Origin of the sequence: Aeromonas sp. R6-1, assembly GCF_040908165.1 — a bacterium.
Taxonomy (GTDB): domain Bacteria; phylum Pseudomonadota; class Gammaproteobacteria; order Enterobacterales; family Aeromonadaceae; genus Aeromonas; species Aeromonas caviae.
Genome location: NZ_JBFODF010000024.1, coordinates 43,307 through 66,510, shown reverse-complemented (window position 1 = coordinate 66,510; position 23,204 = coordinate 43,307). Strand labels below are relative to the sequence as shown.

The following is a 23,204-nucleotide window of genomic DNA, read 5'->3' as shown; positions in this document are numbered from 1 at the left end:
CTTACTGCATGTTGATCATGACGGTTTCCTGCCACTGGCGCGGCAGGGCCTTGGAGCTCTGCTCCCAGGCGGCGTGATCCTGCACCGGCTTGGCGTTGGCATACTGCTCGGCCGGCAGCAGCTTGGCCTTGACGTCATCCGGCAGGGTCACGTTGCTGCGAATGGGGCGGGCGTAGCCACGGGCCAGGTTGATTTGACCTGCATCGGAGAGGATGTATTCCCGCGCCAGCTTGGCTGCGTTGGGGTTCTTGGCCCACTTGTTGATGATGGTGGTGTAGCCGGCGATGACGGAGCCGTCGCTCGGGATCACCACATCAAACTTCTTGGGGTCGATCTGGTCGCGGTAGTTGAGGGCGTTGAAGTCCCACAGTACCCCCACTTCCACTTCGCCTTTCTCGATGTTGGCGATGGTCGGGTCGTTCAGCGACAGACGGCCCTGCTTGGCCAGCTTGCCGAACAGATCCAGGGCGGGTTTCAGATTCTTCTCGCTGCCGCCGGTGGCATAGGCCGCCGCCAGCACGCCGTTGTTGGCCTGGGAGGCGACGCCCACGTCACCCAGGGTCACCTTGTAGTCGCCACCCAGCAGGGATTGCCAGCTGGTGGGGGCGGCCTTGACCAGATCCTTGTTGATCAGGAAGGCGATGGTGCCGGTATAGGCCAGCATCCAGTGGCCATCCGCATCCTTGGCCCAGTTCGGAATGTCGGCCCAGGTGGAGGGCTTGTAGGGCTGGGTGACCCCCTGCTTGACCGCCACCGGGCCGAAGGCGCCGCCCACGTCGCCGATGTCGGCGGTGGCATTGGCCTTCTCGGCGGCGAACTTGGCGATCTCCTGGGCCGAGCTCATGTCGGTATCCTGATGCTTGATGCCGTAGATGCTGCCGAGCTGCTGCCAGGTATCCTTCCAGTTGGCCCAGCTGTCCGGCATGCCGACGCTCTGGAGCTGGCCCTCACCGCGGGCGGCTTTTTCGAGATCCGCGATGTTCTCGGCGGCAAACAGCGGTTGACTGATGGCCACCAGGGCCAGTGCACTTGCGATCACGCTTTTCATCATCCCATCCCTCTGGACTAGGTCAGTTAAGGTTCGAGAGGGATGCTAGAGGGGAAATATGACGGTGGCGGGGCGCTTTGATGGCAGTTTCGTGACAATCGCCCTGTCATGGCGCTGTCATCAGGGGCGGTTACAACTCGGGGTCGACAACCTCTGGTCTACTCCAGTGGTGTGCAAACCCGAATGACCGACAGGGATGTGACAGTGACAGAGCGATTGAGTGAACAGGGGATGGCCGATGGCCGCACACCCTCCAAGTGTGAACAGATTTGCCGGACCCTGCGCCGCTATATCGGCAGCGGACACCTGGCGGCGGGGCAGCAGCTGCCCGCCGAACGGGCCCTGAGCGAGCGATTCGCCACCACCCGCATCACCATCAAGGAGGCGCTCTCCAGCCTCGAGGCGGACGGCCTCATCTACCGGGCCGAGCGGCGCGGCTGGTTCGTGGCGCCGCCCCGCCTCACCTACGATCCTGCCATCCACACCCACTTTCACCAGTGGATTGGCGAGCAGCAGCGCACCGCCGAGACCCGGGTGCTGGCCCATGGCAACCAGCTTGCCAGCAGCGAGTTGTGCCGCTGGATGGGTCTGGAACCCTTTACGCCGCTCTACGAGATCCGCCGCCAGCGGCTGATCGACGGTCGCCCGGTGCTGCACGTCAGCCATCACCTGCTGGCGAGCCGTTTCCCCGGCATCGCCAGCGCTCCTCTGGCCAGCTCCCTCACCGAGCTTTACCGGCAGCGCTATGGCATAGGCCAGGGCTGGGCGAGCCTCGAGATCACCCCCTCGGCGGCCCGGGGAGAGATAGCCCGCGCTCTCAACCTGGCCCAGGGGAGTGCCGTGCTGCGCTTGGTGCGGGTCAATCATGACGAGGAGGGGAAGCTGGTGGATTGCGACATCGAGCACTGGCGACCGGACGCCATCCGCATCTGCCTGGATACCCGGGCACTGCAACCGCTCGCCACCGGCGCGCGGCAGGTGCAACTGGCAGAGTAGCGGCGTTCTGGCGCTGACATGGCGGATCCCGCAGGATCCACCGGGATCAGTTGTCGATGTTGGGGATCAGATCGTCGAAGCTCTGGTAGCCGCAGTCGGCCAGTTGCAGCGACATGGTGTAGGTCTTGCTGCCCTCCCGCTGGCCGATGGCGGGGCGGTTGAGCTTGAGCTCCTGATGCCAGTACTCCTTCATGCGATCGATCAGCGCCATGGCCTCGCTCTCCCCCAGATGGAGCTGGCACAGCGCCATGTAGTTGTTGGGCCTGTGCATGTTCTCCACCAGATAGTCCCCCAGCACCGACATGGCCTGGCGCGCCTGCTGGCGGGCGAAACGGCTGTGCTGCTCGAAGCTGATGCGCTCGCTGATGAGGAAGTGGTAGCTGTTGTCGATGCCAAGCTGCAGGATGCCGAGCTTCTCCAGCTTGCGCAGATAGAGGTAGCAGGAGGCATCGGTCAGGCCGTACTCCCGCTTGAGATCGATAAGGGTCTTGTCGCGCCAGAAGATGTTGGCGAGGAAGGCATAAAGCCCCGGCTCCTTGTGAAACGCCTCATCCTGCTCCTGGGTAAAGACGGCCCGGCGGCTCTGGGCATCCTGGGTCCGGTCCAGCAGCTCTTCGAAGGAGAGTCCCACCAGATGGCAGATCTCCAGCAGGGTGTCGAACGGCAGGGAGGGCTTGTTCATCATGCGCTTCACGGTGGCGATGGAAACCCCCATGGCTTCTGCCAGGGTCTGATAGCGGATCCCCTTGTCGGTCAGGGTTTTCTTCAGGGTGTCGAGGATGTGATTGGCCAGTGTCTGGCTGTAGGTCATGCAACTATTCCTTTATCTGCATTTTTAGTCGTGTCAGAAATTGAGTGGTTTGTCTGTATCGGGCTCAAATTTTGACACCTAGAAAAACCAGAGCAGGGTAACCCGGTGATAATGGCGGAAATGGCCTGACCAGTTGTGGTGCAAGGTGGCAGAAAGTGACACTCGGTGGTGCATATCCTTCAACCTTTCAACATTTTGCTGGTGATGCATATTACATCGCACATAATTCAACACGAATCGGATTCAATACCTTCCTGGTTGAGAAAACGATTGTTTGCTTCCAATTTAAGGGTTTTTTTAACCGCAAGGTTTTATTCTTTCCTGGCATTGAGCGGAACTCGCAAGAGGTCCGCTTTTTTTCTTTTCTCCGAATCTGAGCCCGTCGTCAAGAATGGGGCGCAGTTTTGGTACTTCCTGCGCCACCGACCCCGGAAGGCAGTCCTTTATTCCCCCTGACCGGCAAACAGCTTGGGGATCTCCCGCACCAGCCAGCTCTTGGCCTTACCCATGGTGTCTCGCCGCCAGGCCAGCACGACCTGGATCTGGTGGCGATATTCGGGACTGATCACTTTGAGTCTGCCCGCCTTGATGTCCTCTTCAATCCAGCGTTGCGGCATGGTGCCGATGCCGAGCCCCGCCAGCAGGGCGTCCCGCTTCTCCCCCATGGTGCTGACGGTCAGGCGCGGCTGCTTGTCGAGCAGGCGGTAGGTGAGCACCGGCTTGCGCAGTGCCGTGTCGGCCACCGCGATGGCGCGATAGCGGCGCAGGGTCTCGTCCGCCAGGGGCTCGGGTTCCTGATGCAGGGGGTGATCGGGGTGGGCGACGTAGAGCATCACCTCCTCCCTGAGCACCTGGTGCTTGATGCCGGTCATGGCGATATCGGCATTGAGAGAGGAGATGAGCAGGTCGGCGCGGCCATCTTCCAGGCACTCCCAACTGCCCGCCAGCACCTCGGCGCGAAACCTCAGCCGGGTATCGGTCTGTTCGGCCAGCCGATCCACCAGGGGGTAGAGAGCCTGTACCGGCATCAAGGCATCGACGGCGATGGTGATGTCGGTCTCCCAGCCACGGGAGAGGGCCCGGGTCTCCCCCACCAGGTGCTCGGCCGCCTCCAGCAGCACCCGGCCCCGCTCCAGCAGCATGCGGCCCGCCGGGGTGAACTTGGTCCTGTGGCCGCTGCGGTCGAACAGCATGGCGTCCAGCTCGTCTTCCAGCTTTTGTACCGTGTAGCTCAGCGCCGAAGGCACCTTGCCCAGCTCGTCGGCCGCCGCCGCGAAGCTGCCACGACGGTCGATGGCGTCCAGCACCCGGATCGCCTCCAGGGTCAGCGCCCGCTCCTTGTTCGATTCCTTGGCCATATCCAACCTTCAATTTTTTTGAATGTGTTTACCAGATTATCTCGCTAACAAGTTAGGGGAAGTCACTTTAATATTCAATCAACGCTTAGGCAGGAACGCCTGGCAGCCAAATAAAAGGTAGTTCCGGGCTGAGACATCCCCAAACACGATGTCTGATGTCAGCAAAAGAACAACATAGTATTTGAATGATCTCTTGCATGGATGCATTGATTCGGGCCCAAGGGGCCTTGGCAATGACATAAAACCCAAGAGAGTGAATGAACATGAAAAACGTAATCAAGATGCTGGCCGTTGCAGGCCTGATGACCGCAGGTGCCGCCCAGGCTGCCGTTCCCGCTGACTTCAATGCCGCCCCGGGCGTGCTGTTCGTCAACTGGAGCGCCACCGCCGCGATGGACGGCAAGGCCAACCCCATGCTGGAGGTGCGCGACGAGTCCGGTGATCTGCTGGCTTCCGTCCACGCCAACCTGATGGGCACCCAGCAGGTCGCCATCCCGAGCCGCACCCAGGGCAACCTGACGGTGAGCCTGGGCAACGAAAGCAGCAGCTACCGCATCCCCTTCGGTCTGGGTGACGGTCGCCAGCGTTAATGAACCAACTTGGTCAGTGAGGAGCACACCATGATGAAATTGAGAGCCGCAGAAGCACGGGGCAAGGCCAACTTTGGCTGGCTGGATGCCCGTCACAGCTTCTCCTTCGGTCACTACTATGACCCGGAATGGATGGGACACTCTGCCCTGCGGGTCATCAATCAGGATCGGGTGGCGCCGGGTGGCGGTTTCGCGACCCACCCTCACGCCAACATGGAGATCCTCACCTGCGTGCTGCAAGGCACCATAGAGCACAAGGACAGCCTCGGCCACGCCGAGCAGATCCCGGCGGGGGATTTCCAGCTGATGAGCGCAGGGTCCGGCATCCGGCACAGCGAGTACAACCCCTCGCAAACCGAGCCGCTCTCCCTGCTGCAAATCTGGATCGAGCCGAATGAACACGGCACGACCCCGGGTTATCAGCAGAAGAAGATTGAAAACAAGCCCGGGATGACGCTGGTGGCGTCACCGGACGGCGAGGCGGGATCCTTCAGGATCCGCCAGCAGGCCAGAGTGTGGCGTCTGCAGCTCGCAGAAGGGGAGACCCTGGAGTGGGCACTGCAAGGGCGTCATGGTTACCTGCACATGATTTCAGGGGAGCTGACCGGCAACGGTCTGGCTGCCCGACCCGGCGACGGGCTGCTCAGCCGCGACGAGTCGAGCTGGGTGCTCACCGCCTCCAGGGGGAGTGAAGCCCTGCTGTTTGACCTGCCTTGATAGAAAAATCTTGGCGAAATGAATGAGTTAACAATTAGCTTTTACACTGTAAATACCATGATGGTAAGCAAAGGAATATGACGATGGACAAGATGAAAGATGTGGCACTGCTGGTGGGTCGTGTACTGCTGGCGCTGATGTTCGTGATGGCTGGCTGGGGCAAGATCGGCGGTTACGCCGGTACCCAGGGTTACATGGAAGCCATGGGCGTGCCCGGGTTCATGCTGCCCCTGGTGATCCTGCTGGAGCTGGGTGGCGGTCTTGCCATCATGCTGGGCCTGTTTACCCGCAGCCTCTCCGTGCTGCTGGCCGGTTTCACCCTGATGGCCGCCTTCATCTTCCACTATCAGCCTGCCGAGCAGATGCAGATGCTGATGTTCATGAAGAACGTCTCCGTGGCCGGTGGTTTCCTGGCCCTGGCGGCGGCCGGTGCAGGGGCTTTCAGCCTGGATGCCCGCCTCGGCAAGCACTGGTAATACCCTGACGTTTCAAGTTTTCCAACGCCTTTTGGCCGGTGCCCTGCACCGGCTTTTTTGTGCCTGCTTCCCGGGGATGTCATCTGCGTTACGGCGCGCAGCCCGGAGGCCACAAGTGCCTTTTGCATCTTATCCCCCGATCCCCGACAATCCCGATTCGCGTGCCGTGACGGGAATGCCAGAGAGTGTCCCCCCGCGCACCCCCTCTTCATGAAATTGGCGGGAGTCGTCCATGTTTACCCTCTACCACTCCAATCAGCTGGATCTGCTCAAGGAGCTGCTGGTGAGCCGCATCCGGCAGGCTCCGCTCTCCCACCCCTTCGATCGGGAGCAGATCCTGGTGCAGAGTCCCGGCATGGCCCAGTGGCTCAAGCTGGAGCTGGCCAAGGCGTTCGGCATCGCCGCCAACATCGACTTTCCCCTGCCCGCGAGTTTCATCTGGGAGATGTTCACCCGGGTGCTGGCAGACGTGCCCCGCCAGAGCCCCTACAACAAGGGGGCCATGAGCTGGCACCTGATGACCATTCTGCCCACCCTGCTCGGCAGACCCGCCTTTGCGCCCCTCGCGGCCTATCTGGGGGGCAGTGACGGGGCGGCGCCGGAGCAGGTGCGGCTCTGGCAGCTCTGCCAGAAGGTGGCGGATCTGTTCGACCAGTATCTGGTCTACCGGCCGGACTGGATCGCCCGCTGGGAAGAGGGGGAAGGATTGAGCCAGGAGCTGGCCGGAGTGAGCGGTCAGGATTGGCAGCCCGAGCTCTGGCGCGAGCTGGTGGCCCGCACCCTGGCCCTCAGCCCCAGCGGCTACCACCGCGCCAACCTCTACGAGGCCTTCATCCACGAACTGGAGCGCACCCGGGATCTGCCGGGCAGGCTGCCGCAACGGGTCTTCGTGTTCGGCATCTCGGCCCTGCCGCCCCGCTACGTGGAGGCCCTGCTGGCCCTCGGCAGCCGCCCCGAGGTGGAGGTGCACCTCTTTGTGACCAACCCCTGCCGCTACTACTGGGGGGACTTGCTCGATCGCAAGACCCTGGCGCGCCTCGAAAACAAGCTCAAGCCCGGCACGGATCTCGAGACCCTGCAGGGCCCCGCCAACCCCTTGCTCGCCTCCATGGGCAAGCTGGGGCGTGACTACCTGCACCAGCTGATGGAGCTGGAGGTGCCGCAGATCGAGGCCTTCGTCGACATCGAGGATCGCGACGATGAGGGCAAGGTCACCTTGCTGCGGGCCATCCAGAAAGACGTGCTGGAGCTGGCGGAACGGGGGGCCGGCGAGTTCAGTCTCGATGCCAGCCACCACAAGAGCCCTGTCAGCCTGGATGACGGCACTTTGCAGATCCACGCCTGCCACGGCCCCATGCGGGAGCTCGAGGTGCTGCACGACCGGCTGCTGGCCCTGTTCGAGCAGGATCCCACCCTCACCCCCAAAGACGTGGTGGTGATGATGCCGGACGTCAACAGCTACGGCCCCTACATCCAGGCCGTCTTTGGCAAGGAGGGCGGCAAGGGGCGGAGCGGGGCCCGCGGCCAGATCCCCTTTGCGATCTCCGATCGGGCGGCGAGCCAGGAGAGCCCGCTGCTGCAAAGTTTCCTCGCCCTGCTCAGGCTGCCGAACGCCCGCTTCGGGGCGGGGGAGCTGCTCGCCATCCTGGAGGTGCCCGCCGTGCTGCGCCGCTTCGAGCTGGACGACGACGAGTTCAACGTGCTGCGGCGCTGGGTCCAGGAGACCGGCATCCGCTGGGGGCTGGATGACGACTATCCCGAGCGCTTCGCGCTGCCGCGTCTGTCTGGCAACAGCTGGCTGTTCGGCCTGAGGCGCATGCTGCTGGGTTTTGCCATGGGGGACGGGGAGCCGGTGGCGGGGATCCTGCCCTATGCGGACATCGAGGGGCAGCAGGGGCTGATCCTCGGCAAGCTCGCCTGGTTTATCGATTCGCTCGCGGAATTTCTGCCCCGGCTGCAACAGGCGCAGCCGCTGGCCGAATGGCACGCCTGCCTGCTGGCGCTGCTGGAGCGCTTCTATCTCGCCGACGAGGATGAAGAGCGCCAGCTCCAGCTCATCCGCAGCCAGCTCACCGACTGGCAGGCCCAGCTCGGCGAGGCCCGCTTCGAGCAGTCCATCAGTGCCGACCTGTTGCAGGACTACCTCGGCAGCGTGCTGGGGGAGTCCCGCTCCAGCCAGCGCTTCCTCGCCGGTCAGGTCAACTTCTGCACCCTGATGCCGATGCGCTCCATTCCCTTCCGCCAGGTCTGCCTGCTCGGCATGAACGACGGCGTCTACCCGCGCACCCTGCCCCCCATGGGCTTCGATCTGATGGCGGTGGCCTCGCGGCGCGGGGACCGATCCCGCCGGGATGACGACCGCTACCTCTTCCTCGAGGCGCTCCTCAGTGCCCAGCAGGGGCTCTACATCAGCTATCAGGGGTTCAGCGCCCAGGACAACAGCGAGAAGGTACCCTCCGTGCTGCTGGCGGAGCTCATCGACTACGTGCGCCAGGGCTTCGTGCTGGCGGGGGATGAAGATCTCGACGACGACACCTCGGGCCAGCGGCTGCTCGAACACCTGATCGTGGCGCACCCCCTCACCCCCTACAGCCCGGCCTACTTTTACCCCGAACCCGGCTCCGGTCTCTTCACCTATGCCGCCGACTGGCTGCCGGCCCTGAGCCCGGAGCGGGGGGCCGCCAACTTCCAGAGCGGCGATCTGCCCCTGCCCGCGGAGTGGGGCAGGGAACAGGGGCTGGAGCTGGCGGAGCTGCTGCGCTTCTATCGCCAGCCCGCCAGGTACTTCCTCAACCGCCGCCTCAAGGTGTGGTTCGAGCTGGAGGAGGCGACCATCGAAGACAGCGAGCCCTTCGAGCTGGACGGCCTGCAGCACTATCAGCTCAAGGCGCTGCTGCTGGATGCCCATCTGACCGAAGGGGAGAGCGAGGCCCGTCGCCACCGGCTGCAACTCTCCGGCCTGCTGCCGCAAGGGTGGTTCGGCAGCCTGCTGCTGGAGGAGATCGACGGCGAGATGGGCAAGCTGGCGGCGCGGCTGCGTCCCTGGACGGGGGACAAACAGGCGGTGGAGATCGATATCGCCCTGGCCCAGGGGCAGCTTCAGGGCTGGATAGACACCCAGAAGGGACGAGCGCTGGTGGTCAAACCCGGCAGCTTCAACGGCAAGGATCTGCTGCTGGCCTGGATCCAGCACCTTTGCCTCTCATTGAGCAGCGCCCCCGGCGACACCCTGCTGTTCGATGCCAAACAGAGTCTGCGGCTGCCAAGGCTTGCGGCGGACGAGGCGCGGCCCAGGTTGGCGGCCCTGGTGGCCCTCTGGACCCAGGGGATGAAGCGGCCGCTGCCGTTCTTTCCGAGCACCGCCTGGGAGTGGCTCAAGGGGATCGAGAAGGATCCGGCAAAGCCGGAGGAGGCCGACAAGGCGGCGCTTGCCCGCTTCAACGGCGGCTACATGGTGACGGGAGAGGGGCAGGACGTCTATGTCGCCCGCTGCTTCCCGGAACTCGATGACGAGGTGCTGGCCCAGTTGCAGGGGCTGGCCCGTGAACACCTGACCCCGCTCCATCAGGCGCTGGAGGAGTTGCAATAATGGCTAACCCGCTCAATCCCCTGCGTTTTCCCCTCTATGGCGAGCGGCTGATCGAGGCCTCCGCCGGGACCGGCAAGACCTATACCATCGCGGGCCTCTATCTGCGCCTCTTGCTGGGCCACGGCCCGGTTATCGAAGAAGCAGGCGAGGAGGGGGGAGACGCCGGTCAGCCCTGTGCCCACGAGCGGCCCCTGTCGGTGACCGAGATCCTGGTGGTGACCTTTACCGAGGCGGCCACCGCCGAACTGAGGGGGCGGATCCGCGCCCGCATCCACGAGGCGCGTCTCGCCTTTATGCGCGGTCACAGCAGGGACATCCTGCTGGCCCAACTGCTGGTGGAGGTGGAGGATCACGATCTGGCGGCCCGTCGCCTGCTGGCCGCCGAGCGGCAGATGGACGAGGCGGCGGTCTTCACCATCCACGGCTTCTGCCAGCGGATGCTCAGGCAGAACGCCTTCGAGTCGGGCGCCCTCTTTGAAACCGAATTTTTGACCGACGACAGCCGGCTCCGGCTGCAGGCGGTGAGTGACTACTGGCGCGCCGAGTTCTATCCGGTGGATCAGCCCCTGGCCCGGGCGGTGCGAAGGCTCTGGCCGAGCCCCGCCGCCCTGCTGCGGGAGATGGGGAGCTGGCTCGACAACGACGAGCTGGAGATCCGCCCGGTGGCGGGGGACGAGACCCTGGCGGCGCGGCACAGTGTCGCCATGGCCCGCATCGGGGCGGTGAAAGCCGGGTGGCTGGCGCAGACGGACGAGATCCGCCGCCAGACCGAGGGGCAGATCAGCCGTTACACCGGCAAGAACTACGAGGGCTGGCTTGCCAAGATTGGCGACTGGGCGCAGGACGAGACCAGCGGCTACGTCCTGCCCAAGGAGCTGGAGCGCTTCGGCCAGCAGGCGCTGGAGGAGAACCTCAAGAAGGGGGGAACGGTGCCCACCCTGCCGCTCTTTGGCGAGATAGACGCCCTGCTGGCGAGCCGACCCGGCATCCGGGATCTCGTCTTGCAGCGGGCGGCCAGGGTGGTGCGCAGCCGAATGCAGGAGAGCAAGCGCCAGGCCCATCAGCTCTCCTTCGACGATCTGCTGCGGGATCTCGACGGGGCGCTCGGCTCGGGCCTGGGGGAGCGGCTGTGCGAGCGCATCCGCGCCACCTACCGGGTCGCCATGATCGATGAATTCCAGGATACCGACCCCCAGCAGTACCGCATCTTCCATCGCCTTTACGGCGGTCACCAGGACACGGCGCTCCTGATGATCGGCGACCCCAAGCAGGCCATCTACGGCTTTCGTGGCGCCGACATCTTCACCTACATCCAGGCGCGGCGAAATGTGAGCGCCCACTACACCCTCGGGCGCAACTGGCGCTCAAGCCGCGCCCTGGTGGCGGCGGTCAACGGCCTGTTCGAGCGGGCGAAGGATCCCTTCATCTACGAGGCGGACATCCCCTTCCTGCCGGTGGAGGCGCAGGGCAAGAGCCGGGCGCTGCTGATCGAGGGGCAGACCGCCCCCGTGCTGCACTGCTGGCAGCTCACCGGTCAGCCCACCTTCAACAAGGGGGAGTACCAGAGCAGGATGGCCCGCGCCACGGCGGCGGAGATCCATCGCCTGCTCACGCTGGCCCGGGAGGGCAAGGCGATGCTCGGCAGCGAGCCGGTCAGGGCCGGGGATATCGCCGTGCTGGTGCGCACCGGCGCCGAGGGCAAGCTGGTGCAACAGGAGCTGGCGCGCCTTGCCATCGCCTCCGTCTATCTGTCGAACCGCGAGAGCGTGCTGGCCCAGGTGGAGGCGCGGGAGATCCTGCTGATCCTGCACGCCTGCCAGAACCCGAGCGATGAGCGAAGCCTTAGGGCGGCGCTCGCCACCGGCCTGTTCGATCTCGATGCCAGGGCCCTGGACGCGCTGGCCTCCGACGAGCGAGCCTGGGAGAGCGCGGTGCAGGAGTTCATGGGATACCGCGCGGTCTGGCATCGCCACGGGGTGCTGGCCATGCTGCGGGCCCTGATGCACGGGCGCAACCTCGCCGCTTCCCTGCTGGCGAGCCCCTACGGGGAGCGGCGGCTGACCAACTTCCTCCATCTCGGCGAGCTGCTGCAACAGGCGAGCGGCGAGCTGGACGGGGAGTACGCTCTGCTGCGCTGGCTCGGGGAGGCGGTGAGCCAGCCCAACGGCCAGGACGGGGAGCAGATACTTCGCCTGGAGTCCGAGCGCAAGCTGGTGCAGATCGTCACCATCCACAAATCCAAGGGGCTGGAGTACCCGCTGGTCTTCCTGCCGTTCATTTGCAGCCACCGCGCCGCCGACACCCCCCTGTTCCACGAAACGGGGGAGGCGGGCAATCGCACCGTGCTCGATCTCACCGGCGCCGAGGAGTCTCTGGCCGAGGCCGACAAGGAGCGCCTCGCCGAAGACTTGCGCCTGCTCTACGTGGCCCTGACCCGGGGGGTCTATGCCACCTGGCTCGGGCTGGCGCCGGTGCGCTCCGGGGCGGGCAAGTCGGAGAAGACCGACCTGCACCGCACCGCCATCGGCTACCTGCTGCAAAAGGGGGAGGAGGGGGACGCCGGGACACTGGCGACTGCCCTCACCGACCTGGCCCAGGCCCTGCCAGGGGTGGCCGTCGGTGAGCCCTCGCTCACCCGCCCGGCCCCGCTGCCCGCCGAGGCGGAGAAGCCGGGGGAGCCCACCGTGCGCACGTTCCAGGGGCAGCTTGAGCGGGACTGGTGGATCAGCTCCTACTCCGGGCTCGCGGCCCAGGGCAACGGCCACGGCAAGGGGGTGCTGGCCAACCCCGGCTTCGACGACGAGGTGGCCACCGAGGCAGCCGTCACCGTGCAGGAAGAGGAGGCGCCCGCCCCTTCCATCTTCACCTTCCCCAAGGGGGCGCGTCCCGGCACCCTGCTCCACAGCCTGTTCGAGACCATCGACTTCGAGCATGCGGGGGGTGAGTCGCTGGCACAGCACATCGCCGCCCTGCTGGCCCAGGAGGGGTTCGACGAAGGCTGGGCCCCCGTGCTGCAACAGCAGGTGGAGGCGGTGCTGGATACCCCCCTTGAGACCGGCCTTGGGGATCCGGTGCGGCTGCGGGATCTGGCCCCCGAGCGCAAACAGGTGGAGCTGGAGTTCTTCCTGCCCATGGGGCGGGTGACGGCACCGGCGCTGACCGCACTCTGCCAGCAGCACGACCCCCTGTCGCGGGACGGCAAGCCGCTCGGTTTTGCCACCGTGCAGGGGATGCTCAAGGGCTTTATCGACCTGGTGTTCGAGTGGCAGGGGCGCTGGTATCTGCTCGACTACAAATCGAACCACCTTGGCATGAGCCCCGCCGATTACGGCCGCCCGGCCCTGGAGCGGGCCATGGTCGAGCATCGCTACGATCTGCAATACCAGCTCTATTCGCTGGCCCTGCATCGGCTGCTCGCCTTGCGGCTGCCGGGCTACGATTTCGACCGGCATTTTGGCGGGGTCTTCTATCTCTTCCTGCGCGGCATGCCCCAGGGGGGCATTTTCCATGCCCGGCCCAGCCGGGAACTGGTGCTGGGGCTGGACGAGTTGTTTAGTAAAGGTGTGACATCTGACGATCATCGTTTAGAGAAATCGAACAAGGCAGAGGCATGAGGGGCGAGATGAAGGGCGAAACCATGATAGAGCGGCTGAAAGCCTTGGCGCTGGCGGGGCGCATCCGCCAGCTTGACCTGCAATTTGCCAGGCTGGTGGCCGACCTTGGCGGCAGCCCCGAGCTGGTGCTGGGGGCCGCGCTCGCCTGCCATGAGCTGGGGCGCGGCCATGTCTGCCTGCCGCTGGCGATGCTCGCTCAGGGCGGTGACGGGCAGGGATCCTCGCGCCCCTTCGGGCTGGATCCGGATCAGAGCCGGGATCTGCTGGCGGATCTCGCGGATCCCGCGAGCTGGCCCGCCCTCTTTGCGGCCAGCCCCCTGGTGGGGAGCGAACAGGAGGAGGGAGAGGCCCCCCGCTGGCCCCTGCGGCTCTGGGGTGATCGCCTCTACCTCACCCGCTACCACGACTTTGAGCTGGGGGTGGCCCGCCACCTTAGCGCCTTGAGTGAACGGGCCGAATGGCCGGAGATTGCCCCGGCCCTGTCACGCCTCTTTGCCCGCGACTACGGCCTGGTGTTCGGGGCCCTGCTCAAGGCCCGCCTCGCGCCGGATTTCTCCGTCCGCCACTTTGTGGAGAAGTACCTGGATCTGGTCTTCCCCCACGAGGTGGAGTGGCCCGCCGTGGAGACCCAGCTAAAGAGCGCCCAGGCAGCCAGCGAGCTGGAGCGGCTGGATACCCTGGTGCCCGAGGCGCTCTGCTGCAACGGCCAGAAGCTGGCGGCGGCCACGGCGGCGGCGCGCCCCTTCGCGGTCATCTCCGGCGGCCCCGGCACCGGCAAGACCACTACGGTGGCCAAGCTCCTCGCCATCCTGGTGGAGACCGGCCTGCAAGGGGGCAAGGCCCCGGCGATCCGTCTGGTGGCCCCCACCGGCAAGGCGGCGGCGCGCCTGACCGAGAGTATCGGCGCGGCCCTGCAGGCGCTGGACTTGCCCCCCGAGTGGGTGGAGGCCATCCCCACCGAGGCGGGCACCCTGCACCGGCTGCTCGGGGTGATCCCCGGGCGCAGCCAGTTCCGCCATCACAGAGGCAACCCGCTGCACCTCGACCTGCTGGTGGTGGACGAGGCCTCCATGGTGGACCTGCCCATGATGGCGCGCCTGCTGGACGCGCTGCCCGCCCACGCCCGCCTGATCCTGCTCGGTGACAAGGATCAGCTCGCCTCGGTGGAGGCGGGGGCCGTGCTCGGGGATATCTGCAGCTTTATCGAACAGGGCATCAGCCCGGCGCAGGCACACTGGCTCTCCCGCCAGACCGGCTATCGCCTGCAAGGCACGCCAGCGGGGGCCAGCGTGCGCGACAGCCTCTGTTTGCTTTCCAAGAGCTGGCGCTTTGACCAGCATTCGGGCATCGGCCAGCTGGCGCGGGCCTGCAACGGCGGCGATGCCGCCGCGGTGGAGGCGGTCTGGGGCGCGGGATTTGGCGACATCAGCCTGCATCCCTGGGCGGGGGAGGCCTATGACGCCCTGATTGCCCAGGGGGTCGCCGGTTACGGCAGCTACCTTAAGGCGGCCCGGGCCGGCGAGGATCCGGCGGCGGTGTTCAAGGCGTTCAACGGCTTCCAGATCCTCTGCGCCCTGCGGGACGGCCCCTTCGGGGTGACGGGGCTCAACGAGCGGCTCGAACTGGCCCTCGCCAAGGCAGGGCTGATCGCCCGCGACGGCGACTGGTATGCGGGCCGCCCGGTGATGGTGGTGCGCAACGACCACGGGGTGGGCCTCTACAACGGCGACATGGGGCTCTGCCTGCCCGATGACACCGGGCGGCTCAAGGTATGGTTCGAGCAGCCGGACGGCACCCTGCGGGCCCTGCTGCCCAGCCGCTTGCCCCCCCATGAGACGGTCTACGCCATGACCATCCACAAATCCCAGGGGTCGGAGTTTGCCCATACCGTGCTGGTGCTGCCCGACAGCCCCAGCCCGCTCCTGACCCGCGAGCTGGTCTACACCGGCATCACCCGCGCCAAGGCCCGCCTCGACCTCTACGGCGATCGCGCCCTGCTGGCACAGGCTGTGCGGAAAAAGACCGAGCGTTATTCCGGATTGGCACAGAGGTTGGGGGAGTGATTGATGGCGGCGGCGAGAGGTTTTACTACCCGATAATGCCTTGCTAATGATTGCTCGCTTTTCATTAAAGGGCATATACACACGCCAGTCAGCCATAGGAATGACGGATATCTGTGGCGACTGCGTCAGTGAATCTGGATTGGATGAGGGCATGATGGAACTGGTGCGATTGATGAATGCCACTAGGTGGGAAGAAATCCGGCTCGGTATGTATGCGCTGGGAGCTCTCTCTCCCAGGTGGCGTGTGCGGGACCTGCACAGCCGGTATCTATCTGATTGGGATGGGGAATGGTTCTATCACTTTAAAGTGGGTGGCTACGAGCATATCGAGTGGCTGGAAATAGAAACCACGTCGCCTGAGCAGACCTCAGCCGTGCAGGAGGTGTTGCTACAGGTGCGGGTGCCCGGAGAGCGGATCGGGAATGTATTTCGGGTCTACGGCTATGCACCGCTCGGTAAACCGATGGACTACTTGGAGTTAACCAGCATTTGAACACCGATGCGGGAGCCCTGATGACTCGAGGGATATGGAAAAAGACCGAACATTATTCTAAATTGGCGGGGAGGTCGGGATAATACATAGAGCAGTAATTTTAGCCTAGTGACGGTGGCGGTATTTTCAGCCTTCAAAAAGCGGTTCAACTTCAAGGTCCCGTATATGTCTGGTATTTAAACAACCTCAGGTGAACTTTTGCGAGTAACTCAAGGAGGCCTGATTTTAAAGTAGGTGTTGCACTACAGAGTATAATCCGCCAATTACGAGTATCTTTGGAGCCTTTTGATGGGGAAATTTTTTGAACCGTACCAAGCAGAAAATTGTTGTCTGTGCGGGTCGGGTAAATCTCTCACTGGAGAGCACAAAATAAAAGCTTCTGCTTTGCGAAAAATTTTCGGGAAGGATGTTATGTTTATCGGAAAATTCGATGGCGAAAGCATTCCTCGTTTGGCACAAGGCCCGAAGTCCCGAGCCTTCCACTTCTCTGCTCGGATGTGTTCCTTGTGTAATGGAACTCGTACACAAGCTGCTGACCATGAATTCGACCGGTTTCATGCTTTGGTCTTCTCGTTTTTGTCAGAGGGTCGTGATCTTTCGTTAGTATTCAGCTTGCCACAATATACCTCTGGCTCAGAGGAGTACTTCAATGTATTTAGATACTTTTCCAAACTATTATGTTGCCATGTTGCTGAATCATGTGGCCCCCGTCCATTAGAAGCTTGCGATTTCGCCATAGGGCAGTCTAGGCGAAACATTATTTTTCTAAGAATTGATGCAGACCCGACCTATGAGGCATATCGCCATAAACTCGGAGAGTATAAATTCGCAGCGCACGGAGGACTTATTGTTCATTTCGATTCAAAAACACAAATCCCCACAAGCTTTCAAAGTTCAATAAGCCTGGGCTCAGTGCGATATATATTTTCGGTTCACTTTGACGCAAACGTCGAAATGGAGCTGCGTGCATCTCATTATGCGTTCTGGCGAAAATGCGAGGCGGCATACCAAGAAGCCTTAAAAAATCCACTATCGGATGAGTCGAGACATGGCCTGAGTATTTAACTGTTGATCATCTCGTATGTTGAGTTTCGCAGGTTCAGCACCAACCCTACCGCTTTTGTAGGTTGTGGCTGAACGTAGCGAAGCCCAACGTTTACCGCGAACTCTCTTTTTCCTACCCCTCATCCCCGACCCTTCTCCCGCAAGGGGAGAAGGGAGCAAATACGCTGTCCGATTACGCTTCGCTAATCGAACCTACGTGACTGATGGTATTGCGGTTAGCCGAACCGGTGTGGTAAGCGATCATCTCCCAGGTGCCGCTTTATCCCCTCTCCCGCTGGGAGAGGGCTAGGGTGAGGGAAGCGGGTTGGCACAATGCCAGTCTATCTGGGGGCAATGCCCGATGTGAATGGCGCCTCTTGAATGTATTTTCATCTGCCACATCCATGACTTGATTCGTCCAGCCAGGGGCGCTTGGTTGCTCCTCCCCCTGCCAAGGGGGAGGCGGGGAGGGGGTTATGGCTCCATCCATCAATCGGCACGGCACATCCCGACCCTCCCCTTGCAAAGGGGAGGGGGCAAAGCAGAGGGTTCACCGGTTGCGTGGCAGAGTGGCATCACTCGAACCGCCCTCCTGCCTTCAGGGGCGCCGAGCCGCCAAAAAAACGGGGCCCGAGGTGTCCCCCGGGCCCCGCATCCGATGGCCGTGTCAGATGCTGGATTTGACGCTGACGAACTCGGGGTAGGCATCGATGCCGCACTCGTGGACATCCACACCCATCATCTCTTCCTCTTCGCTGACCCGCAGGCCCATGGTGGCCTTGAGCAGACTCCAGACCACGAGGGAGACGGCAAAGACCCAGCCGAAGATGGTGGCAGCACCCAGCAACTGGGCACCGAAGGTGGCGCTCGTGTTGGAGAAGGGCACCACCATCAGGCCGAACAGGCCGCAGACGCCGTGTACCGAGATGGCACCGACCGGATCATCGATCTTCAGGCGATCGAAGGCGACGATGGCGTAGACCACCAGGGCACCGGCCAGGGCGCCGATCAGGCTGGCGAACAGCGGGCTGGGGGAGGCGGGATCGGCGGTGATGGCGACCAGACCGCCGAGGGCGCCGTTGAGGATCATGGTGAGATCCGCCTTGCCCCAGGTGAGCTTGCTGACCAGCAGGGCGCCGACCACACCGGCGGCCGCGGCGGCGTTGGTGTTGACGAAGACGGTGCCGATGGCGGTGGCATCAGCGGCGCTGGAGAGCGCCAGTTGGGAGCCACCGTTGAAGCCGAACCAGCCCATCCAGAGGATCAGGGTGCCCAGGGTCGCGAGCGGCAGGTTGGAGCCGGGGATGGGGTAGATCTCTCCTTGCTTGCCATATTTGCCGCGACGGGGGCCGAGCAGCAGCACGGCGGCCAGGGCAGCGGCAGCGCCCGCCATGTGGACGATGCCGGAGCCTGCGAAGTCGGAGAAGCCCGCCTCTTTCAGGAAGCCGCCACCCCAGCTCCAGTAGCCTTCCACGGGGTAGATGAAGCCGGTCATCACCACGCAGAACAGCAGGAAGGACCAGAGCTTCATCCGCTCTGCCACCGCACCTGAAATGATGGAGGTGGCGGTGGCGACGAACACCACCTGGAAGAAGAAGTCGGAGTGCAGGGAGTGGCCCGCGTCGTCCGCCTGGCTGCCCATCAGGCTGCCAAAGCTCGGCAGCCAGCCGCCGGCGCTGTTGTCCACGTACATGATGTTGTAGCCGACCAGCAGGAACATGATGCAGGCGATGGCATAGAGCAGGATGTTCTTGGTCAGGATCTCGGTGGTGTTCTTGGCGCGGACCAGGCCGGCTTCGAGCATGGCGAACCCGGCGGCCATCCACATGACCAGCACGCCGGAGATCAGCAGGTAGAAGGTGTCGAGTGCATAGCGCAGCTCGCTGACGGATGTGATCAACTCTTCCATGTCGTATTCCTCAGTTCCAGTCGTATCAAAGGGCGTCTGCGTCGGTCTCGCCGGTGCGGATGCGCACGGCGGCCTGCAGGTCATAAACGAAGATCTTGCCGTCACCTATCTTGCCGGTGTGGGCGGCCTTGCTGATGGCTTCGATGATCTGCTCGACGTTGTCGGCCAGGGTGGCGATCTCCAGCTTTACCTTGGGCAGGAAATCCACCTGGTATTCGGCACCCCGGTACAGCTCGGTGTGCCCCTTCTGGCGGCCAAACCCCTTGACCTCGGAAACCGTCAGCCCCTCGACGCCGAGGCTGGCGATGGCTTCGCGCACGTCGTCGAGTTTGAACGGCTTGATGATGGCGGTGATTAATTTCATGCAATATCCCCAATCCTTGTGGTTCACCCAGATAAAGGCAAATATTGCGCCAGAAAAGTATTTTTCTTTTTATTCATGCACTTACTTATTAATCGCAACCCTGGTCAGCGAGGCTTGCCCAATATGGGCAGGGCTGCGCCAAAGGTGTGCACCGCCGTGGTGCAATCTGGCCGGCAGAAGAACGGAAGGGAGCGTGACGGCGCGCAAGACTCGAAAGTGTGCGGGCTGCTACTGTTGTTCAACAAGAGGGCAACCTGGCCGATAACCCGTCATGACGGGGTGTCGAGGCCAGTCGCCCCCTTGAAGGCTCGACCGGCAGGCCCGGTTTTCCCGCCAGGTCAACAAGCGGATCCGTGGCGCCGAGTAGCAGAACAAGGAAGGTTTTCATGCTGCATGACAATGAGATGACAAGGCTACCGGCCCTCGACGAGGCCGTGATGAGCGGCATGCTGGAGGTCGTGAGCGACGGTCTCTGGGACTGGAATGCCAACACCGGCTATGTCCATCGCTATCCCGGCTGGTATCAGATGCTGGGGTATGAGCCCCACTCCCTCGACAACACAGTCTTCACCTGGGAGAACCTGATCCACCCGGACGATCTGGCGCAGGTCATGGAGAGCTTCGATGCCTGCCTGAGCGGGCGGGCGGCGGACTACCGGGCCGAATACCGCTGCCGTTGCCGTAACGGTGACTACCTCTGGGTGGCGGATTGTGGCCGCATCGTCGCACGCAACCCGGACGGCAGTGTCGCCAGGATGGTGGGGGCACACCGCAACATCCACGCCCAGCGGGAACTCTACGCCAGGCTGGAGCTGCAAAACCGCACCCTGGAGCAGCAGGTGGCGCAGCGTACCGCCGAACTGGAGCGGCTCAACCAGGCATTGCAGTTCCAGGTGGAGGAAAACCGCCGCCTGGCGGAGACGGACTCCCTGACCGGCGCTGCCAGCCGCTATCGGCTGGAGCAGGCGGTGCGGCTGGAGCATGAGCGCGCCAAGCGCTTCAAGGAGCCCTTTGCCGTGATCGCCATGGACGTGGACGACTTCAAGCAGATCAACGATCGCCATGGCCACGGGGTGGGGGACCAGACCCTGATCGATATCGTGCAGCTGACCCGGGGCTGCATCCGCGAGATCGATCTGCTGGCTCGCTGGGGGGGTGACGAGTTCATGCTGGTGCTTCCCAATACCCGGTTGCCCGACGCCCGGGTGGTGGCCGAAAAGCTGAGGCAGCGCCTGAGCCATGCCAGGGTCAAGGGGATCGAGCCCGTGACCTTGAGTTTCGGGTTGGTGGAGTCCGACCCCGACGAGCAGGTGTCCCACCTGATGGCACGGGTCGACAGGGCGCTCTACCGGGCCAAGCTGGCGGGCAAGGACCAGCTCAGCGGCTGACAAGGGCACTGGTCGGAGCCGCTACGGGGCTTTTCCCCCCCGAATACGGCTTGACCAAGGGATTTTCTTGACTCCAATTCATCCCGCTGGTTTCATGCGCGCTCTTTTCATTCTTGCGAGATGTATCTTCATGAAAAAGTCCTTGCTGATTGCCCTGACCGCCCTGCCTCTGGTAGCCCACGCCGGCCTGATGGATTCCCTGACCGACACCGTGACCAGCAGCGTCACCAGCACCGCCAAAGAGATGGCTGGCAACGCCATGGACACCGCTTCCAACGAAGCGATCAAGAAGGCTCTGGACATCAAGGAAGGCGGCTCCAACAAGCAGGCCATCAAGGACAAGCTGGGCGCCCCGGCCAGCACCAAGACCGACGCCGGTCTGGAAGTGTGGACCTATGACCTGGACGCTCTGAACAAGGCCTCCCCGCTGCTGGCCGAGACCACCAAGTCCCTGCTGAAAGACTCCGAAGTGGCCCAGAAGAACGTGGTCATCAAGTTCGAAGGCGAGACCGTGAAGACCCTGAACCTGGCCAACAAGGCCTGAGTCCTGGCAAGGTGAATGAAAAAGGGGCCCGCGGGCCCCTTTTTGCTGCCTGGTGTTCAGGCTCACACCTTGAAGCGGTGCACCAGGGCCAGCAACTGGCGGTTGGACCCCAGCAGGGTGGCGGCGCTCTGCTCCGTGTTGCCGCCGTTCTCCACCAGGAGGTTCAGCATGTCGCGAATGCTCACCATGTTGCGGTTGATCTCCTCGGTCACCCGGCTCTGCTCCTCGGCAGCGGTGGCGATCTGGCTGCTGAGATCGTGGATCTGCACCACGGCGTCGGCCATGGTGTCGAGGCCGCCGGTGACCTGCCCCGTGGTGTCGGCCGCCGCCTGGCAACTGCGCTTGGTCTGCTCCATGGCGACCACGGCCTCGGCGACCCCCTGGGTGAGCCGTGACAACATGCTGCCCACTTCGGCGGTGCTGTTCTGGGTGCGTGCCGCGAGGGCACGCACCTCGTCGGCCACCACCGCGAAGCCCCGGCCCTGTTCACCGGCCCGGGCCGCCTCGATGGCGGCGTTGAGCGCCAGCAGGTTGGTCTGGGCGGCGATGCCGCCGATCACCCCGAGCACGCTGCCGATCTGCTGGGCATCTTCCTGCATCTCCAGCACCTTGGCGGCGGCGAGATCCACCTCGTCGATGAGGGCCACCACGCTGGCGGAGGCCGATCCCACCACCTTGCGGGAGCTGGCCGCCTGACCGTTGGCGGCCTCGGTGAAGCTGGCGGAGTCGTTGGCGTGGCGGGCAACGCTGTCGGCGGTGGAGCTGAGTTCGTTGAGGGCGGTGACGACCTGATCGGTTTCGCTGGCGTGTTCCCCCAGGATCCGCCTGGCCTGCCCGGTCTGCTGATCGAGCTGGGCCAGCTCTCGGGTGATGAGGTCGGTGGCGGCGGTCACCTGCACCATCATCTGTTGCAGGAAGGCGATGAAGCGGTTGACCGACAGGGCGATGTTGTCCAGCTCGTCATGCCCTTTGACCTGGATGCGGGCGGTCAGATCGGCGTCGCCGGCGCTGAGGGCGTCGATGTTGAGCTTGAGGGTCTGCAGGCGGCTGCCAAGCTGGCTGATGGCCAGCACCATGAGCACGAACAGCAGCCCCGCCAGGGGGAGCTGGATGCTCGCCAGGGTGGCGAGCACATCCCGGCTGTCCTGGGTCAGGGTGCGGGTCGGCAGGGCGGCGGCCAGCAGCCAGGGGGTCCCTTCGATGGCCTCCATCAGCAGGGTCTGTTCCTCACCCTGATCCTGGAAGGTGGTGCGAAGCTGCCCCTTGCTCGCATCCTGGCCCAGCAGGCCGCTGATGGCGAGGGCGAAGGGATAGTCGGCGTGGGCGGAAAGGTTGCCGAGCACCACATCCCCGGTCAGACGGGCGTTGCGGCTCAGGATCTTGCCGTCAGCCTCGATGATCATCACCTGACCGCCGATCTCCTGCTCTTTCTTGGCCACCAGGTCGTTGAAGAAGCCCAGGGTGACGTCTATGGTCGACACCCCGTAGAGGGCGCCATCCTGGTAGATCCCCATGGCGCAGTTGGTTCTCGGCTGCTGGCTCGCGCCATCCTTGTAGGCGGCGGCCCAGGCACAGACGCCACGGGGCGCCTGCTGACCGGCCTTGTGCCAGGGCTGATCGAAATAGTTGGGCGCCTCTGCCGAGTTCCAGTAGGTGTTGGGAATGAGGGCGTTGGACGCATCCCTGTGGAAGAAGGTGCTGAACTTGGCGCGCCCCGCCTCCCGCTTGTCCGGCAGGGGCCAGATGCCGCCACCGAAGACCATGCCGTTGCCGTACTGGTCGATGAGGGCCGGGAGCTGGGCATCTATCTGCTCGCTCGGCAGTTGTGCCACCAGTTGGGTAATGCTGCGCGACTGGGTCTGCACCCCGTTGAGCTGGTCACGGATATCGGTCGCTATCTCGCCGACTCGCAGCGCCACGTTCTCCTCCCCCGCTTTTTGTAGGGCGGGGGTGATCCAGATCTGGATGCCGATCACCGTCAGGGCGCACACCAGCGCCATGAAGCCCAGAAAAACGGCGGTATAGCGCCCCTTGATTGTGCCCAGATTCCATCCCATAACGACTCCTGTCCACTGTGCCCGGGATCGTGCCCGCGTCTGTTGTGTGAGGGACCATTATGATTTATTTCGAAAGTGAAACGTTTGTTATCGCTCACATAACATGATGCGGCCAGGCAGGAAAAGGTGAAAAAACTGGGGGG

The 23,204-nt window shown here is 63.6% G+C and carries 17 protein-coding genes; 11 read left to right on the top strand and 6 right to left on the bottom strand.

What is annotated here, in order from left to right; genetic code table 11:
* Position 1: 1 nt before the first annotated feature.
* The gene (locus AB5Y68_RS06240) at positions 2-1,048 is read right to left on the bottom strand and encodes an ABC transporter substrate-binding protein (protein ID WP_010675915.1); all 1,047 of its coding nucleotides are present in this window, start codon (positions 1,046-1,048) and stop codon (positions 2-4) included.
* Between the two features lie 183 nt (positions 1,049-1,231).
* Here AB5Y68_RS06240 and AB5Y68_RS06235 point away from each other — a divergent pair, with 183 nt between their 5' ends.
* On the top strand, positions 1,232-2,044 hold the full coding sequence (locus tag AB5Y68_RS06235; RefSeq protein ID WP_039040129.1) for a UTRA domain-containing protein: 813 nt from the start codon (positions 1,232-1,234) through the stop codon (positions 2,042-2,044).
* Between the two features lie 46 nt (positions 2,045-2,090).
* Here the strand turns inward: AB5Y68_RS06235 and AB5Y68_RS06230 are convergent, their stop codons facing one another.
* The gene (locus AB5Y68_RS06230; protein WP_010675913.1) at positions 2,091-2,855 is read right to left on the bottom strand and encodes a helix-turn-helix transcriptional regulator; all 765 of its coding nucleotides are present in this window, start codon (positions 2,853-2,855) and stop codon (positions 2,091-2,093) included.
* Positions 2,856-3,298: 443 nt separating this feature from the next.
* Complete coding sequence (locus AB5Y68_RS06225; protein ID WP_010675912.1) at positions 3,299-4,213, bottom strand: LysR family transcriptional regulator; 915 nt, start codon at positions 4,211-4,213, stop codon at positions 3,299-3,301.
* A 257-nt stretch (positions 4,214-4,470) separates the two neighbouring features.
* On the opposite strand from AB5Y68_RS06225, the gene AB5Y68_RS06220 reads away from it, so the two are divergent.
* The 8 genes from AB5Y68_RS06220 to AB5Y68_RS06185 all read left to right on the top strand — a co-directional run bounded on the left by AB5Y68_RS06220 (position 4,471) and on the right by AB5Y68_RS06185 (position 16,820).
* Complete coding sequence (locus tag AB5Y68_RS06220) at positions 4,471-4,803, top strand: hypothetical protein (protein ID WP_039040128.1); 333 nt, start codon at positions 4,471-4,473, stop codon at positions 4,801-4,803.
* Between the two features lie 30 nt (positions 4,804-4,833).
* On the top strand, positions 4,834-5,520 hold the full coding sequence (locus AB5Y68_RS06215) for a pirin family protein (protein WP_010675910.1): 687 nt from the start codon (positions 4,834-4,836) through the stop codon (positions 5,518-5,520).
* A gap of 83 nt (positions 5,521-5,603) precedes the next feature.
* Positions 5,604-5,996: a DoxX family protein gene (locus AB5Y68_RS06210; RefSeq protein ID WP_010675909.1), complete on the top strand. Its 393-nt coding sequence runs from the start codon at positions 5,604-5,606 to the stop codon at positions 5,994-5,996.
* 232 nt (positions 5,997-6,228) lie between these two features.
* Complete coding sequence (gene recC, locus AB5Y68_RS06205) at positions 6,229-9,585, top strand: exodeoxyribonuclease V subunit gamma (protein ID WP_039040127.1); 3,357 nt, start codon at positions 6,229-6,231, stop codon at positions 9,583-9,585.
* A complete protein-coding gene (recB, locus tag AB5Y68_RS06200) occupies positions 9,585-13,199 on the top strand; it encodes an exodeoxyribonuclease V subunit beta (protein ID WP_368206968.1) in 3,615 nt (1,204 codons plus the stop codon). Before recC ends, recB begins: the two co-directional genes overlap by 1 nt.
* An 8-nt stretch (positions 13,200-13,207) precedes the next feature.
* A complete protein-coding gene (recD, locus tag AB5Y68_RS06195) occupies positions 13,208-15,262 on the top strand; it encodes an exodeoxyribonuclease V subunit alpha (RefSeq protein ID WP_039040125.1) in 2,055 nt (684 codons plus the stop codon).
* Between the two features lie 151 nt (positions 15,263-15,413).
* Complete coding sequence (locus AB5Y68_RS06190) at positions 15,414-15,755, top strand: DUF6678 family protein (RefSeq protein WP_234704021.1); 342 nt, start codon at positions 15,414-15,416, stop codon at positions 15,753-15,755.
* 288 nt (positions 15,756-16,043) lie between these two features.
* Complete coding sequence (locus AB5Y68_RS06185) at positions 16,044-16,820, top strand: hypothetical protein (RefSeq protein ID WP_152610184.1); 777 nt, start codon at positions 16,044-16,046, stop codon at positions 16,818-16,820.
* Between the two features lie 646 nt (positions 16,821-17,466).
* Here AB5Y68_RS06185 and AB5Y68_RS06180 read toward each other — a convergent pair.
* Both AB5Y68_RS06180 and glnK read right to left on the bottom strand, forming a co-directional pair.
* Complete coding sequence (locus AB5Y68_RS06180) at positions 17,467-18,708, bottom strand: ammonium transporter (protein ID WP_039040123.1); 1,242 nt, start codon at positions 18,706-18,708, stop codon at positions 17,467-17,469.
* Between the two features lie 25 nt (positions 18,709-18,733).
* On the bottom strand, positions 18,734-19,072 hold the full coding sequence (glnK, locus tag AB5Y68_RS06175; RefSeq protein ID WP_039040122.1) for a P-II family nitrogen regulator: 339 nt from the start codon (positions 19,070-19,072) through the stop codon (positions 18,734-18,736).
* Positions 19,073-19,458: 386 nt separating this feature from the next.
* Here glnK and AB5Y68_RS06170 point away from each other — a divergent pair, with 386 nt between their 5' ends.
* Positions 19,459-20,460 carry a sensor domain-containing diguanylate cyclase gene (locus tag AB5Y68_RS06170; protein ID WP_039040121.1) on the top strand — a complete coding sequence of 334 codons (1,002 nt, stop codon included), beginning with the start codon at positions 19,459-19,461 and terminating at the stop codon, positions 20,458-20,460.
* Positions 20,461-20,590: 130 nt separating this feature from the next.
* Positions 20,591-21,004 (top strand): hypothetical protein, encoded by a 414-nt coding sequence (locus AB5Y68_RS06165; RefSeq protein ID WP_010675902.1) that lies wholly within the window; start codon positions 20,591-20,593, stop codon positions 21,002-21,004.
* Between the two features lie 62 nt (positions 21,005-21,066).
* Here AB5Y68_RS06165 and AB5Y68_RS06160 read toward each other — a convergent pair whose 3' ends face one another.
* Positions 21,067-23,061 (bottom strand): methyl-accepting chemotaxis protein, encoded by a 1,995-nt coding sequence (locus tag AB5Y68_RS06160; protein ID WP_039040120.1) that lies wholly within the window; start codon positions 23,059-23,061, stop codon positions 21,067-21,069.
* Positions 23,062-23,204 lie beyond the last annotated feature (143 nt).